14 protein-coding genes are annotated in these 15,080 nt (G+C 67.9%); 2 read left to right on the top strand and 12 right to left on the bottom strand.

What is annotated here, in order from left to right:
* Positions 1 to 16 precede the first annotated feature (16 nt).
* Entirely contained in the window at positions 17 to 628 is a 612-nt protein-coding gene (locus tag ACWV14_RS12800) for a DUF6630 family protein (protein ID WP_454908954.1), read from the top strand.
* 151 nt (positions 629 to 779) lie between these two features.
* Here the strand turns inward: ACWV14_RS12800 and ACWV14_RS12795 are convergent, their stop codons facing one another.
* The 12 genes from ACWV14_RS12795 to ACWV14_RS12740 form a co-directional block, all read right to left on the bottom strand.
* Positions 780 to 1,991, bottom strand: a complete 1,212-nt coding sequence (locus ACWV14_RS12795) for a DUF1501 domain-containing protein (protein WP_454908953.1) — start codon at positions 1,989 to 1,991, stop codon at positions 780 to 782.
* Positions 1,992 to 2,132: 141 nt separating this feature from the next.
* Positions 2,133 to 3,725 carry a DUF1800 domain-containing protein gene (locus ACWV14_RS12790; RefSeq protein WP_454908952.1) on the bottom strand — a complete coding sequence of 531 codons (1,593 nt, stop codon included), beginning with the start codon at positions 3,723 to 3,725 and terminating at the stop codon, positions 2,133 to 2,135.
* A gap of 5 nt (positions 3,726 to 3,730) precedes the next feature.
* Positions 3,731 to 4,210: a hypothetical protein gene (locus ACWV14_RS12785; protein WP_454908951.1), complete on the bottom strand. Its 480-nt coding sequence runs from the start codon at positions 4,208 to 4,210 to the stop codon at positions 3,731 to 3,733.
* Positions 4,211 to 4,333: 123 nt separating this feature from the next.
* Positions 4,334 to 5,020: a DsbA family oxidoreductase gene (locus ACWV14_RS12780; RefSeq protein ID WP_454908950.1), complete on the bottom strand. Its 687-nt coding sequence runs from the start codon at positions 5,018 to 5,020 to the stop codon at positions 4,334 to 4,336.
* Positions 5,021 to 5,092: 72 nt separating this feature from the next.
* Complete coding sequence (locus ACWV14_RS12775) at positions 5,093 to 6,502, bottom strand: MFS transporter (RefSeq protein ID WP_454908949.1); 1,410 nt, start codon at positions 6,500 to 6,502, stop codon at positions 5,093 to 5,095.
* A gap of 33 nt (positions 6,503 to 6,535) precedes the next feature.
* The gene (locus ACWV14_RS12770) at positions 6,536 to 8,416 is read right to left on the bottom strand and encodes a bifunctional sugar phosphate isomerase/epimerase/4-hydroxyphenylpyruvate dioxygenase family protein (protein WP_454908948.1); all 1,881 of its coding nucleotides are present in this window, start codon (positions 8,414 to 8,416) and stop codon (positions 6,536 to 6,538) included.
* A 133-nt stretch (positions 8,417 to 8,549) separates the two neighbouring features.
* Positions 8,550 to 9,314 carry an alpha/beta fold hydrolase gene (locus ACWV14_RS12765; RefSeq protein WP_454908947.1) on the bottom strand — a complete coding sequence of 255 codons (765 nt, stop codon included), beginning with the start codon at positions 9,312 to 9,314 and terminating at the stop codon, positions 8,550 to 8,552.
* Positions 9,311 to 10,531 carry a multidrug effflux MFS transporter gene (locus tag ACWV14_RS12760; RefSeq protein WP_454908946.1) on the bottom strand — a complete coding sequence of 407 codons (1,221 nt, stop codon included), beginning with the start codon at positions 10,529 to 10,531 and terminating at the stop codon, positions 9,311 to 9,313. The genes ACWV14_RS12765 and ACWV14_RS12760 overlap by 4 nt, the downstream gene beginning before the upstream one ends.
* Entirely contained in the window at positions 10,528 to 10,962 is a 435-nt protein-coding gene (locus tag ACWV14_RS12755) for a carboxymuconolactone decarboxylase family protein (RefSeq protein ID WP_454908945.1), read from the bottom strand. Before ACWV14_RS12755 ends, ACWV14_RS12760 begins: the two co-directional genes overlap by 4 nt.
* A complete protein-coding gene (pcaB, locus tag ACWV14_RS12750; RefSeq protein ID WP_422086010.1) occupies positions 10,959 to 12,170 on the bottom strand; it encodes a 3-carboxy-cis,cis-muconate cycloisomerase in 1,212 nt (403 codons plus the stop codon). Before pcaB ends, ACWV14_RS12755 begins: the two co-directional genes overlap by 4 nt.
* A gap of 135 nt (positions 12,171 to 12,305) precedes the next feature.
* Positions 12,306 to 13,139, bottom strand: a complete 834-nt coding sequence (locus tag ACWV14_RS12745) for a shikimate dehydrogenase family protein (RefSeq protein WP_454908944.1) — start codon at positions 13,137 to 13,139, stop codon at positions 12,306 to 12,308.
* A 29-nt stretch (positions 13,140 to 13,168) separates the two neighbouring features.
* A complete protein-coding gene (locus ACWV14_RS12740; protein WP_454908943.1) occupies positions 13,169 to 14,092 on the bottom strand; it encodes a shikimate dehydrogenase family protein in 924 nt (307 codons plus the stop codon).
* Between the two features lie 199 nt (positions 14,093 to 14,291).
* Between ACWV14_RS12740 and ACWV14_RS12735 the strand changes: the two genes are divergently transcribed.
* Positions 14,292 to 15,077: an IclR family transcriptional regulator domain-containing protein gene (locus ACWV14_RS12735; RefSeq protein WP_237674990.1), complete on the top strand. Its 786-nt coding sequence runs from the start codon at positions 14,292 to 14,294 to the stop codon at positions 15,075 to 15,077.
* Positions 15,078 to 15,080 lie beyond the last annotated feature (3 nt).

Raw genomic sequence — 15,080 nt, 5'->3', positions numbered from 1 at the left:
ATAGACAGGAAGCTCAATGCTCAAATATTTAGCCAGACTATTTCGTTCCAATGCCGAACCGAAGCCTGAACAAGTTTCCTCGGCTCCTCTCGCGTTGAACAAGGTCGCAGGTGCCGCTGAAGAAGAGTCCGCCCCTGCGCGAAGAGAAGCCTTGACGCGGTTCACGCACTTGGCGACTGCACATCTGGATGAAGCTGAAAGGCGTCGCCTCATGGAGGTGATGCTTGCCAGCTTCGACAGGTATGGCAACTCGTCAGAAGCGTTCGAGGAAATTGCCCTTGGCAAAGAGGGTCAAGCGGCCGGGCAATGGTTTGTCATCCAATGCGATTGGAAGGCGTCCGAGGAAGTGGAGTGGCAGGTCTCGGAGGTTGCGGCCAGTTTCGGTATGCCTGAACGATGGAGTTGGGGCGTAGCCGATGAAAAGGCCAGAACTGTGCCTGGCGGGCTGTGCGAGGTTGCGAAGTGGGCCGCCCCACTGGGTTTCGAGATGCTCCATATTGACGTCGGCAGCGACACCTACTTCGCCATTTTGATCAAGCGGGACGACGCGGAAAGCGCATGCCAAGCCGCGGTTTCTGCAGGATTGAAAGTGCTCAGAACACCCGAATTCGAGCTGTCCCATGCGTGAGCGATCACGCCCGATGATCAACCTGCGCATCGACGGTTGGTGTCTTTTCAAGTCCCAATACGGGGCTTCGAGTTGACCGGCGACAGTGGCGGCCCTACGCGGACAGAAGGATTTGGCCGCGCACTTGTTTTCACGGCAAGCCACTTCACACTCAAACCAACCGCAAATCCTTAGGCGCCACCCCATCGAACACCTTCGCCAATTGCGCCGGCGACAGCCCATACATCCGCTTGAATAGCCCGCCGAACACCGCCCGGTATTCATTGAGCACCGGATAGTCCCGGTTCTGGAACAGCGTGGCCTGCGTCAGCGCCTGCTGCTCGCCCACGATTTGCCCGCCGGCCTGCGCCGACAGCCCGCCGCCAAGCACCCAGTACACGGTCCCGTGCCCATGGTCCGTCCCCCGGTTGCCGTTCTCGCGGAAGGTGCGGCCGAATTCGCTGATGACCACCACCACGGTCTGGCGCCATGCGTCGTCGCCCATCTCCTGCGCGAAGCCGGCCACGCCGCGGCCCAGTTCTTCGAAGCGGTTGGCGAGGTAGCCGGCGGCGGCGCCCTGCCCCACGTGGGTATCCCAGCCGCCGACATCGACGAAGCCGAGGTCGAAGCGGTCGCGCATCAGCAGCGCCATGCGGCGCGCGACCAGCTCGAAGCCCTTGGCGGTCATGGCGTTGCGGCTGGCGGCGTCCATTTCGGCCTGCACGGCGCGCATCACCTCGTCGCGCACCTGGAAGCCTTCGGCCACCGGCTGGGCCAGCGAGGTGTTGCGGTACATGTTCGCGATGACCTGGCTCTGCCGTGCGTCGAGGGCCGAGCGCGCGTTGCCCGCGAGCGCCATGTTGGCTGCCTTGGCGTTGCCGCGCAGCGAGATCGGCAACTGGTCGGTGAAGGCGATGGGCGACACGTCGGTAACGGGTCCCGCGCCGAGCACGCCGGCCAGCCGGTTGAGGAAACCCGAGCGGTAGTCGCGGCGCTTGTCGAGTGCCTGTCCAAGTTCGATGGAGTCTTGCGTCTCGAAGTGGCTGCGCGTGAGGTCGTCGGTGCCCGCGAAGGCGATGAACGACGCCTGCTTCTGCTGGAACATCGGCATCACGCTCTGTGCGAGCGCGGGGTGCAGGCCCCAGTTGCCGTCGAGCGGCAGCGCGCCGTTGGGCGTGCCGGGGCGCGGGATGGCGATGTTGGGGCGCGAGGCGTAGTAGAAGTCGCTGCTGGTGGGCACCACCAGGTTGCTGCAGTCGTAAGCGCCGCGCAGGAACACGACCAGCAGCTTGGCGCCTTCGGCCGCGGGCGCGGCCATGAGCTGGCCCGCGGCGCCTGCGAAGGGGGCGGCGGCCATGAGCTTCAGGAGTTCTCGACGTTGCATGACGTTTTGTCCTTTCTTTTGCCTTGCTCCTTCCCCCTCTGGGGGAAGGTCGGGATGGGGGCAGGCAGAGCGCCCGGTGGATGCGCCGCTTGCCCCCACCCCCGCCCTCCCCCAGCGGGGGAGGGAGAAATACCGAATACCTCAGCGGCGCATCAGCTCCGGCGACGCCAGCAGGAAGGTATTCCACTCCTGCGGGTTCTTCGCCTGCGCCAGCGCCTCGCGCGTGTCCGCGCTCAGCCCGCCCTGCATCGCACGCACAGCGCGCGACTCGGCCAGTTGCGGGAACGCAGGCTTCTCCAGCGGCGCCTTGTCGTCCGCCCTGAACAGCACCGCACCGTTCGCACCGATGGCCCGGGCGATCTCGAAGCGCGTGTTCATCTGCCCGGCACTCGCCCATGCCACCTCGTTGAGCGGATAGCCGTCAGGCGTCTCGTGGCCGTACAGCGGCTCGCCCATGCGATTGATCCAGTTGAGCATCGGGTTGACGTTCAAGGCCACGCGGTCGTCGTATGCGAGCCGCACGCCGGCGATCACGTAGTGCACCGGGTCGCGGAACTTGCGGCCCAGCGACGCGGTGAACTCGGGCGACTCGAACAGCGCCTTCAGCGTGACGGCGATGTCGCCACTGCTGCGCGTGAAGGCCGCCGCCATGCGGTCGACCAGCGCCTGCGGCGGATCGTCCGACACGAAGTACACGGCCAGCTTGCGCGAGATGAAGCGCGCAGTGGCCGGCGCGCTTGCCAGGCGGTCGAGCGCCTCGTCTGCCTCGGCCAGGCCGCGGCTCTGAATCGGCTGGCCCAGCAGTGTCTTCGGCCCGTAGTCATGCCGGTTCGGGTTGAACTCGAACAGGCCCTTGCGCACGTAGTCCGCGCGCACCGCGGGGCGGATGTTCGGCGGCGGCGCATCGAGCGGTGCGCTGGTCACGCCAACACCGGTGAGCACGCGCGCGAGTTCCTGCACGTCGCCCTGCGAATAGCCGCTGCCCACGCCCAGCGTATGCAGCTCCATCAGCTCGCGCGCGTAGTTCTCGTTGATGCGGTTGGCGGCGTTCTGCGCGTTGTCGAGGTAGCGCAGCATCGCGGGGTGATGCAGCGTGGCGCCGAGCAGGTCGCGGAACTTGCCGAGCGCATGCGGGCGGATGGCGTTCTCTTCGTAGTCGCCGACCATCGCGCGGATGTTGTCCTTGCGCAGGTTGACGTTGAAGTGGTTCATCCAGAACCAGGTCATCTGCTCCTGCAGCTGGTTCGGCGAGTAGAGCGCGCGCAGCAGGAAGCGCGTCTGCGCCTCGCGCGCCAGCTGGTTGAGCTGTTGCTGATAGGCCTGGCGCGCGGCCTTCTTCTGGTCTTCGTCGGGCAGCGCGTCGGCCGCCTTGCGCTGCGCTTCCAGCCCGATCACGAGCTGGTCGAGCGGCGTGTGCGAGATGGCCATCGCGTCGATCTGCGCCTGTGCCGCGGGCGGCAGCGGCGCGGGGCGCGGATTGAGCTGGTCGCGCATCCACAGCGCGAGGCCGCGTTGCGCCAGGTGCGCGTCGCTGCTGGCGTTGGCGCCCCAACTTACGCGGTCGAGCCAGCGCAGGCGCGTGGCGTCATTGACCTGCGTGGAAGGCAACGACAGCGACACCAGCGGCCGCTGGCTGCCAGGCGTGCTCGCGCAGGCTGCCAGCAGCGCCAGCACGCAGGCACCAAGCGCCAACGATGCGCGGCGCAGCGGCACGGATCCACCGGGGGTGGCCACCGCCCTCACTCCCTGCGCATGTCGTGGTGGCGCACGTCGCCGACGGCGTGCTGCGCGGCATTGAGCGCCACGTCGACATGCGCCAGGCCGCGTTGCTGGAACGGGCGCGAGCGCGGGTCGTCTTCTTCGCGCGCCACGTCGGAGCGCACCTTGCGCAGCAGGTCGATTGCCGCATGCAGGCGGCCTTCGCGCGGCAGCCATGCGTCGGTGGGCTCGCGCCATTCGACGGGCTTGCCGTCGAGCCATGCGGCGTGCTGCAGGTCGCCGATGGCGGCGTGGATCTCGTCGAGCACCACCATCTCGTCGCGCGAGACCTGGCCGTCCTCGGGGCGGCGGTGGTCCACCTGCCAGGCTGCGGTGCGCAGGTCGGACAAGGCGTGGAGGTAGAAAGGATGCCTGCCGTATTCGTCGGCCAGTGCCGGCAGGGAAGCCGCTGCCACGAGCGTGAATGTGGCGAGTGCGGTGATTAGGCTTTTCTTCTTCATCTTCGGAGCTCCTGATGGTGACAGTGATTGGAGATGCTCTCCTCAACCACTGCGGCCTGCCCCGCGTTGACGCTCTTTACCCTCGTAACGCCGCGCAAAGCCGGCGCCTAAGCGCCAGCTAAGTCAGGCTACCGACAGGCTGGCCGGTGCAGCGCCGGCGATCTGGCGCAGCGCGCGCTCGAACACTTCGACGGGCTGGCCGCCCGAGATCAGGTGCTGGTCATTGATGATGATCGCGGGCACCGAGTGGATGCCGGCATCGGTGTACATGCGCTCGCGTTCGCGGGTTTCCTTCGCGAACTCGTCGCTCGCCAGGATCTCGCGGGCACGGGCCGCATCGAGCCCGGCTTCGGTGGCGGCGCGCACCAGCACATCGGGGTCCGAGGGGTTCTGGCTGTCGGTGAAGTAGGCCTTCAGCAGCAGCTTCTTCAGCGCCGCCTGCTTGGCCGGGCTTTCCAGCTCGGCCCAATGCAGCAGGCGGTGGGCATTGAAGGTGTTGTAGACGCGTGGACGGCCTTCGGGGCTGAACTCGAAGCCGACGGCAGCGCCGCGCTGGCGGATCATTTCGCGCGACTGCGCCTGCTGCTCGCGCGTGGAACCGTACTTCTGGTTGAGGTGCTCGAAGGTGTCCTGGCCTTCGGGCGGCATCTGCGGGTTCAGCTCGAAGGGCTGGAAGTGCAGTTCCGCGGTGACGTCCGGCGCCACCTTCCTGAGCGCCGCCTCGAGCGAACTCAGGCCAACGGCGCACCAGGGGCAGGACACATCGGAGACGAAGTCGATCTTGAGGTGGGAGGAAGAAGATGTGGTCATGGCGCCATTCTTCACGGCGCCACAACCCTTGGCAGGCGAAAGGTCTTCAGCCTCTCGCCGCGTGCCCCGGCCTCAGGCGGCAGCCTTGGCCAGGCGTGCTTCCTGCAGCGTCTTCTCGCGCATGCGGTCGTACTCCTGCTTGTCGACCGGCACCGCATCGGGCTTGCCCAGGTCGTTCATGCGGACGCGGTAGGTTTCCCGTGCGCTCAGTGCCGCGAGGGCCGCGAGCACGGTCACCGCGAAGGTGATGGCGCCCACGGTGAACCACACATTGGTCGAGCCCGGAGGCGCCACGGCGGCGAACAGTGCGGGCAGCAGCGCAGTGAAGGTGGTGCCGATGTTCTGCGAGATGGCCATGGCCGACACGCGGTTGCGGGTGCGGAACAGCTCCGGGTAGAAGCTCGGGAAGGTCGCGTTGTAGCCCTGGTACACGATGCCCCACATCAGCAGGGACATGGCGATGGCCAGCGGCACATTGCGGATGCTGATGGCATACAGGTACACGAAGGACAGCAGCCCCGAGAGCAGCGCGCCGACGATGATCGGCGGGCGGCGGCCGATGCGGTCCGACAGGTTGCCCACGAACGGGATCACGATCACGGCAAGGATGTTGCCGAGCACGGGAATCCACAGGTACACGTCCTTCTGGAAGCCGATGCCGTAGGCGGCCTGCACGGCATAGGCCGCGCCGAACACCGTGGCCACCACCGGAATCACGTTCATCAGCGCCATGCACACCACGCGCAGCATGTCGGCCCAGCTGTCGGTGAAGGCCTGGACGATCGGCGCCTTGGCCACTTCGCCCTTCTTGTCGACTTCGGCGAAGGCCGGCGTCTCGTCGACCTCGCGGCGGATGATGTAGCCCGCCACGATGACCAGGAAGCTCAGCAGGAACGGAATGCGCCAGCCCCACGAGTTGAAGGCATCTTCAGGCATGTAATGGGCCAGCGGCAGGAACACGGCGGCCGCCAGGATCTGGCCGGCCTGCACGCCCTGCAGCGTGAAGCTCGCGAAGAAGCCGCGACGGCCGAACGGCGCGTGCTCCAGGATCATCGAGCTGGCGCCCGAGATCTCGCCCGCCACCGCGAAACCCTGCACCAGGCGCAGCAGCACCAGCAGCACTGGAGCCAGCAGGCCGACCTGGTCGTAGGTCGGCAGCAGGCCGACGGCCACGGTGGAGAAGCCCATCAGGAACATGCAAAGCACCAGCACCTGCTTGCGCCCGTGCGTGTCGCCCCAGTGGCCGAGCACGAAGGCGCCGATGGGGCGCGCGACATAGCCCACGCCATAAGTTGCGAGCGACGCGACGATGGCCGTCGTCGGGTCGCCCTTGGGAAAGAAGATCTGCGGAAAGATCAACGCCGCGGCCGTGGCGTAGATGAAGAAGTCGTAATACTCCAGCGCCGAGCCGATCCAGCCGCTTGCGGCGGCCTTCTTCGACTGGTGCCTGCCTTGCGGCTCATGGGCTGTGTTGCTTGCCATGTGTGTGTCTCCAGTGTTGACAAAAAAACCTAATCAATCCTGCGCCTGGGAAGCCATGCGCGCCGGTGCATTGAGGGCACCGTAGGCGTCGTAGTTGCCCACGCGCTGTGCGACCTCGAAGAACAGTCCCCCCTCGAAACTCTCTGTGTAGATGTGCAGGTAGTCGCCGGCCGCCGAGCGGTCGAACAGCACGCCCGCCTCGCGCATGCGCGCCAGCAGTTCGGGCGCCAGGTCGATGCGCGTCGCGAGGTCGTCGTAGTAGTTGTCCGAGATGGGCACGAAGCGCGTGCCGTTGGCGCGCAGCTTCGCGGCGGTGTCGAAGATGTCGGCGCAGCTCAGCGCGATGTGGTGCACCGCGCCGCCGCCGGTCACACTCAGCGTGCGCGCGGTGCGCGTGCGCTGGCTCAGCGACACGTTGAGCACCAGGCGCAGGCTGCGGTCGGCATTGGCGACGCCGCGGCTGCGAATGAGGCCGAAGGGGTCGGCCAGCTCCAGGCTCTCGCCCGGCTCCAGGCCGAGCACGGCGCGCGTGAACAGCACCCAGGTGTCGAGCTGGTCGAGCGCCAGGCCCAGCGCCACGTGGTCGATGCGCTGCAGGCCGGCGTCGGATTCGTCGGGGCCGCCGTCTTCGAGGATGAAATCGGCTTCGTACAGGCCGTTGGCGCCCAGCGCCTCGGGCACGAAGTGGATGAGGTTGCCGCCGGGCGCGACGACCGCCGGCACGCGCAGCTCGTTGGGGCCGACCGGGCTGTCGTGCCGCTGCGAGCGCATGGCGGTGGCCCGGCCCACGGCTGCCAGCGGATCGGCGCAGCGCACGCCCAGCGCGCAGACCGAGGTGCCGTGCGCATCGAAACGGCTGCGCGCGAAGGAATCGGGCTGGGCATTGACGATCAGGTTGACCTCGCCCTGGCGATACAGCGTGACGGCCTTCGAACGGTGCCTGCCCACGCGGCGAAAACCCAGTTGCTTCACCAGCGAGGCCAGCGTGAGGGCCGAGGCCTCGTCGGCCGCGAACTCGATGAACGACAGGCCCGACAGCGCCGGCACCGGCGGCGGGTTGAACAGCTCCACGCGCTGTGGCTGCACAGGCGCGGCGGCCATGCGCTGGCGTGCTTCGCTTTCGAGGTAGAGCAGCGAGCGCATCGCGTCCACCGCGGTGCGGCGGTTCGGCGTCTCGCGGAAGATGTCGTTGAAGATCTCCAGCGACAGCGGCCCGGTGTAGCCCGCGCGCAGCACCTGCGTGAAGAAGCCGATCACGTCGAAGTCGCCCTGCCCCGGGAACGAGCGGTGGTGGCGCGCCCACTGGAGCACGTCCATGGACAGCAGCGGCGCATCGGCCATCTGCAGGAAGAAGATTTTTTCGCCGGGGATGTCGGCGATGCCCGCCGGATCGTCCTTCAGCGACAGCGTGTGGAAGCTGTCGAGGATCAGGCCCAGGTGCGCGTGGTTCGCCTGCCTGACGATGTTCCAGGCCTGCCCGTACAGCGAGGTGTGGCGGCCCCAGGCCAGCGCCTCGAAGCCCACGCGCAGGTTGCGGCGCGCGGCGCGCTCGGCCAGCTCGTGCAGTTGGGCGGCGGCCAGCGCCGGGTCGTTCACGGCCAGCGGCGAGGTGTTGGAGCAGCAAAGCACCAGCGGCGCGCCCATGGCTTCCATCAGGTCGAACTTGCGCTCGGCGCGCTCCAGGCTGCGGCGGAACTGCGGCTCGGGCATGCCTTCGAAGTCGCGGAACGGCTGGTACAGGTCGATCGACAGGCCCAGGTCAGCCGTGATGCGGCGCAGTTCGGCGGCGGTGCCCTTGAAGTTGATGAAGTCGGCCTCGAACAGCTCGATGCCGTCGAAACCCGCGGCTGCGACGGCTTCGAGCTTCTGGCGGAGCGTGCCGCTGAGCGAGACGGTGGCGATGGAGCGATGCATGGGGTGGACTTTAGAAACACCCGGCCACCGCCACAATCTATTCAGAAGCCTTTTGATCGATCATCGATCACATGCGTCCATTATTCGCACGAAATACGGGATACACCTAGGCCACCGGTGTAGCGCCCAGTCCTCAAAGACTGCGCCAGAAATCGATCAGCAGCTGTGCGAACTCCACCGGTCGCTCCGCGGCGCTGACGTGCGCGGCGTCGATGGTGGCCAGTTGCGCATGCGGAATCGCGCCGGCAATGGCCTGCGACATGGCCATGGGCGTGGCCTCGTCGCGCAGGCCGCCGATCACCAGCGTGGGCACGGCGATGCGGTGGTTGCTCTCGCGGAAGTCGATGGCGGCCACGGCATTGCAGCTCGCGATGTAGGCCTGCGGGTCGGTGCGCACCAGCACGTCGTGCAGCGCCTTGGCGGCGGCCGCGCCCTCGGGCGTGGTCACGAAGTCGGGCGTGAGCCAGCGCGACACCGCGCCGGGCGCGATGGCGGCCACGCCCTGGGCATTGACAGTCTCGGCGCGCGCGCGCCACGGGGCCTGGTCGGGGTAGTGCGCGGACGAGTTGGCGATCACCACGGTCTTCAGCAGCTCGGGGTGGCGCACGGCCAGCGCCTGCGCGGTCATGCCGCCCATCGACAGGCCGACGAAATGCACCGGCTCGCCGTACGCCTCACGCCGGATGAGCTCGGCGGCGTCTTCCGCCAGTGTCTCGATGCGCAAGGGGCCCGGCACCACTTCGGAAGCGCCGTGGTTGCGGTGGTCGTAGCGGATCACGGTGTGGGCCCGCGCGAGCTGCGCGGCCACGCCGTCCCACATGGTCAGGTCGCAGCCGAGTGCATGGCTGAGCACGACGATCGGGCCGTCGCCTTCGCGAACGACATTCAAACGGGTCATGGTGTGGTTTCCTTTGTCGGATGTTGAAGACGTGGCAGCCAGAAGAACGCGATGGCCATCAGCGAAATGCCGGCCAGCAGCATGGGTACGACCATCGGCCAGGCGCCGTAGGTGTAGTCGGTATCGACGAAGCGCGCTGCCAGCTGCCCCACGCAGAACGCGACCATCATCATGCCGAAGCCGGACCACGACACGGCCCGGCCCGCCAAGTGCGGCAGGTCGCCCACCGCGCCCGCCTGCCCGCAGGGCTGGTGGATGCCGTGGCCGAGGCAGTACACCGCGTGGCCCGCCAGCAGCGGCACCGCGCTGAACGGCATCAGCCAGCAGCCGAGCGCCTGGATCACCGCGCCCGTGATGCTGAGCGAGGCGCCCAGCCGCACGGTGCGCACCGGCCCATAGCGCCGCAGCAGCGTGCGGCACATGGTGGTGCTGAAGATGTAGACCAGCGAGCCGCCGGCCGGAATCCAGCCGTACCACGCAGGCGACCAGCCCAGGTAGCCGATGTAGACCATCGGCGACAGCAGCAGGAAGCAGAAGAGCCCGCCGTAGGTCGACGCGGCCACCGAGGCCCAGGCGCGGAAAGAGCGGCTTGCGAACACGATGCGGGTGCTGCCGCGCGGCGCGGAGAGGCCGTCCTCGCTCATCGGTTTGCGCGTTTCGGCGAACGAGTACCAGCACATCGCGAACAGCACCGAGGCATAGACCGCCATCGCCACCATCACCCAGCGCCAGCCCGCGCCCTGCACCAGCCATGCGCCGAGCAGCGGCGCCAGCAGCCCCACCACGCCCAGCCCGGTGAGGCCGCGCGCCATGACGTGCGGCCCTTCGTGGGCCGGGTACAGGTCGCGCACCGCGGCACGCGAGCACACGAGGATCGCGGCCATCGAGAAGCCCTGCAACGCGCGCCAGCCCGCGAGCAGCGCCACGCTGTCGGCGAACGCCCCGCCCAGTGCCGCGAGCACGTAGCAGCCGAGCCCCGTCAGCAGCACCGGCCGCCGGCCGAAGCGATCGGCCAGCGGGCCGCACAGCAATTGCGCAAAGCCGAAAGCCAGCACGAACAGCGTGAGGCTGGTGCTGGCGGAGCCGAGCTCCTTGGCGATGGCGGGCAGCGCCGGGAGGTAGCTGTCGGTGGCCACGGGCTGCGCCGCCAGCAGCAGCGGCAGCAACAGCGCGAAGCTGACGTCGAACCGGCCCTTGCGGGCGACCGGCGCGCTCACTGCGCGGCGGTCGCGGGCGTGGCGGGCAGCAGGCCCTTCTCGCGCAGGATGCCGGTCGCGATGCCGAAGGCGTGGTTGGCCACCGGCACGCCGCAGTAGATGGCGGCCATCATGATCACTTCCTTGATGTCTTCCGGCGTGAGGCGCGACTCGGGCGGGCCGTCGAGCGCGGCGCGCACGTGCATGGCGAATTCCTCATACGCATGGATGCCCAGCATCATCGACAGCACCATGTAGCGGCGCGTCTTGTCGCCCAGCGCGGGGCGGCCCCAGATGTCGTTCCACGCATGGCGCGTGATGAGTTCCTGGAACTCGGCGTTGAAGCCGTTGCGGTTGGCGAGCGACTTGTCGACCCATGCATCGCCGAGCACGCGGCGGCGGTTGACGAGGCCGGCTTCGTAGTCGTTGGCAGGCGTTTCGGGGGCGGTCATTGCGGGAGTTCCTTGTCTGTGAGCCGGGCCTGCATCGCCTTCACTTCGGCGAGGGCTGTCTGTCCGGCATTGATCGCGAGCGCGGGGTCGAACCATTCGTCGGCAGCGTCGCGCGGAAGTTCGGCGCGCAGCCGGTCGATGTTGGCGCGCATGCGCGCGGCATCGACCTGCAGGCCCGGCAGCGCGCCGGCCATGGCGCGCACGCTGCCGTGCGCCGACATCAGCAGTTGCGGCCATTCGGCCAGCTCGGCCTGCCAGGCGCCGAGCGCGCGTTCGTGCTGTTGCGGCATGGCGCCTAGCAAGGCGGCCACGCGCTGCGGCGCGCGGTGCGCGGCGGCGATGGCCACCATCGACGCCACCGGGTTGCGCTTGTGCGGCATGGCCGACGAGCCGCCCCGGCCGGGTTCGCTGGGCTCGGAGACTTCGGCTACTTCGTACTGGCCGAGCAGCGCGATGTCGACCGCGATCTTGCCGAGGCTGCCGGTCATGAGGCCCAGCTCGCAGCCGAGCGCCACCCATTCGTCGCGCTGCGTGTGCCACGTCGCGCCGGGGTCGCCCAGACCCAGTTCCTTGGCCATGCGCTGGCGCACGGCCGCGCCCTGCCCCTTCATCTGCGCGAGCGTGCCGACGGCGCCGCCGAGCTGCAGTTGCAGCGCGTGCTTCGCGGCCTCGCGCAGGCGCAGGCGGCTGCGTACCAGCGGCGCGGCCCAGCCGGCGCATTTGAAGCCGAAGCTGGTGACGGAAGCCGGCTGCATCAGCGTGCGCGCGAGCATGGGTGTCTCGGCGTGCTGCGTGGCCAGTCGCAGCAAGGCATCGGCTGCCTTGGCCAGGTCGGCCTCGACGAGCGCGACCGCCTCGCGCGTGACCAGCGCCATCGCGCTGTCGATCACGTCCTGGCTGGTGCTGCCGAAATGCACATACGGCGCGGCCTCGGCGTTGAAAAGGCTCACGGCCTCGCGCAGCGCCTTGACCAGCGGAATGGCGACGCTGCCCGCGCGGCCGCTCTCGCGCACGATCTTGGCAACGTCGAACAGCTCGACCTTGCAGCTGCTCACGATGGAGTGCGCGGCACTCTCGGGAATCAGCCCCTCGGCGGCCTGGGCGCGCGCCAGCGCAGCCTCGAAACGCAGCATGGCGTCGACGAACGCGCGGTCGCTGAAGGCGCCCAGCGTTTCGGATGTGGAGAGAAAACCTTCAAAGATGCTCATGCGATAACTTTCAATCAACGGCGTCGCCACCCTCTTCGCGAAACACCGCGGAACCGGCTCTGCCGGGCCGCAGGTGTTGCCCCGTGCAAGGGGGTCGGCGTAGCGACACGAAGTGCGCGAAGACTGGGGGGGTGCCTAGTACTTCAATTGGGCCACGGCACGCAATTCCTCCGGGGACGCTGTGCCAAAACCGAAGAACTCCAGGTACGCGGGGATCATTTCGAAGAGCATGTCGGTGCCGACCTGCACTGCGCAGCCCTTGGCCTTCGCGGCCTCGAGCAACGGCGTGTACTCGGTCTTCATCACGACCTCGCCGACGAAGGTGCCGGAGTCGATGCGGTCCACGTCGAAAGGCAGCGGGTCACCTTCCTTCATGCCGAGCGGCGTGGCGTTGACGACCACGTCGTAGCCGGCCGGGTCTTTCGAGCCCGTGCTCACCTTCATCTGCGGATAGTGCTCGCGCAGCCGCGCGGCCAATGCGCCGGCCGAGGCCTCGCTCATGTCGAACAGCATCAGCTCGGCGGCGCCGGCCGCGGCAATCGACGCCGCAATGGCCGAACCCACGCCGCCCGTGCCCGACACCAGCACCCGCGTGCCCTTGAAGAGCCGCCCCTTGCGCTCCACGCCGCGCACGAAGCCGGCGCCGTCGAATTGGTCACCCAGCAGCGTGCCGTCGGGCCGCTTGAGGATCGCGTTGCAGGCGCCCGCCACACGCGCGGTGGGCGTCACCTCGTCCACCAGCGCCATCGTCGTGACTTTGTGCGGCATGGTCACGAGTGCGCCGCGCAGGTTGCTGAATTTGAAGATCTGCGGCAGCGAGGCCGCGTAGTCCTCGGGCTTCACGCCCATCGGCACCACCACCGCGTCGATGCCCTGCTTGTCGAACCAGGGGTTGTAGATCATCGGAGCCTTGAAGGCTTCGGTCGGAAAACCCAGGTGGGCGATGAGCGTTGTCTTGCCGGAAATCATGTCGAGTCTCTTGAATGAAAAGGCGTGGCTCAGGCCACGCTCGGGGAGTGATAGCGCAGGGGCTTGGCGATTTCGCCGTGCATGGCCGGCGGGTAGATGATTTCGCGCAGGAAATCGGCGTCGGCGCGCAGCGCATCGGCCGCTTCGGTGTGGCCGAAGTAGCGCAGGTAGTGCGGCATCTGCTGGATCAGCATCTCGAAGCCGGCCTGCGCGTTGAGCCCGCGCGCGCGGGCCGCGCGCACCAGCGGCGTGGGCTGGTTGCGCAACAGGATGTCGAACAGCGCGGCATGGCTGTCCATGCGCGCCACGTCCACAGGCAGCGCGTCGTCCTCGACCAGCCCGAGCGGCGTGGCGTTGATGACAAGGTCGTAGCCCTCCGGCGCGTTGCTGTCGACGGCCACCACCGTGGCGTCGAAGAAGGCGTCGAGCTTGGCGGCCACGCCCGCGGCCTTGCCGGCGGCGCGGTCGAAGAATGCGATGTGCGCGGCGCCGTTCACCACGCCGCCTTCGGCCAGCGCCACGCCGATGGCCGCCGCACTCACGCCCGCGCCGAGGATCAGCACGCGCTTGCCGCGAAAGGGAATGTTGCAGTGGTCGAGCGCGCCGATCAGGCCTTCGCCGTCGAACAGGTCGCCCTCGAGCTGGTCGCCCTCGGTACGGCGCACCACGTTCACCGAACCCGCCACGCGCCCGAAGAGCCCGCAACCGTCGAGCAGGTCGACCACCAGCGGCTTGTGCGGCGGCGCGATCACCATGCCGCGCAGGTTGCGCGCCAGGAAGGCCGATTTGAAGAACACCGCGAAGTCGCGCACCGGCACCTGCATGGGCAGCAGCACCGCGTCGATGCCGAAGCGCTCGAAAGTCGCGTTGAACATGCGCGGCAGCCGCACGTTGCGAACCGGGTCGCCCGGAATCAGGTACGCCTGGGTGCTGCCGCTGATGGAATGGCTCATGTGCTTGCTTCCGTTCGTCAATCGCTCTTTTCGAGGCCGGATGCCGAGCTTTATAGTCCCTTCAGCCCATTCATGCAGGAATGCATACCTCAAAACGTTCGATAATCGATCTGTAAAAATCGTTAATCGTTCAAATCAAGGGTTTTCACCTGCACCGAATGCCAACGCCAACCGCATCGCCGGAGGCACACTTCCGCCCATGAGCAAGGACGACTCGACACCCCCCGCAGGCCTGGACAAGCGCGACTGGATTGCCGGCCTGGAGCGCGGCGTGAGCATCATCGAGGCCTTCGACGATGCCAACCCGCGCCTCACCGCCAGCCAGGCGGGCCAGCGCACGAACATGACCCGCACCGCCGCGCGGCGCTACCTGCTCACCCTGCAGCACATGGGCTACGTGGCCAGCGACGGCAAGCTGTTCTGGCTAACGCCGCGGGTGCTGCGGCTTGGCCGCTCGTACCTGGAATCGGCCCGCCTGCCGCGCGTGGTGCAGCCTTTTCTGCAGCGCGTGGCCGCCGGCACCAACGAGATCGCCTACCTCAGCGTGATGGACGGCGACGAGGTGGTCTACATCGCGCGCAACGGGCCGAACCGCAGCATGAGCACCGGCTACGTACTGGGCGCGCGCGTGCCGGCACAAGTGACGGCCTCGGGCATGCTGATGCTGGCGCTGCGCAGCGACGCCGAGCTGAACGAATGGCTGGCGACCAGGCAGCTCACGGTTTTCACCTCGCACACCATCGCGAGCATGGAGCGCATGAAGCTGGAGCTGGCGCGCATCCGGGCGCAGGGCTGGGCGCTGTCGGAACAGCAGCTGGACCTGAACTCGCGCGGCATCGCGGCGCCGCTGCGCGACCGCCACGGCACGCTGGTGGGGGCGCTGAACATCACGATGCCGATGGGACACGAGAGTTCGGAAGACGCAGTGGCGCGGGTGCTGCCGGTGCTGCGGGAGACGGCGCAGGCGATGCGCAACCTGATCTGAGGA

The organism is Variovorax durovernensis (assembly GCF_977011995.1).
Note: the sequence above shows the minus strand (reverse complement) of the source record. Positions and strands in the feature narration are given on the sequence as shown.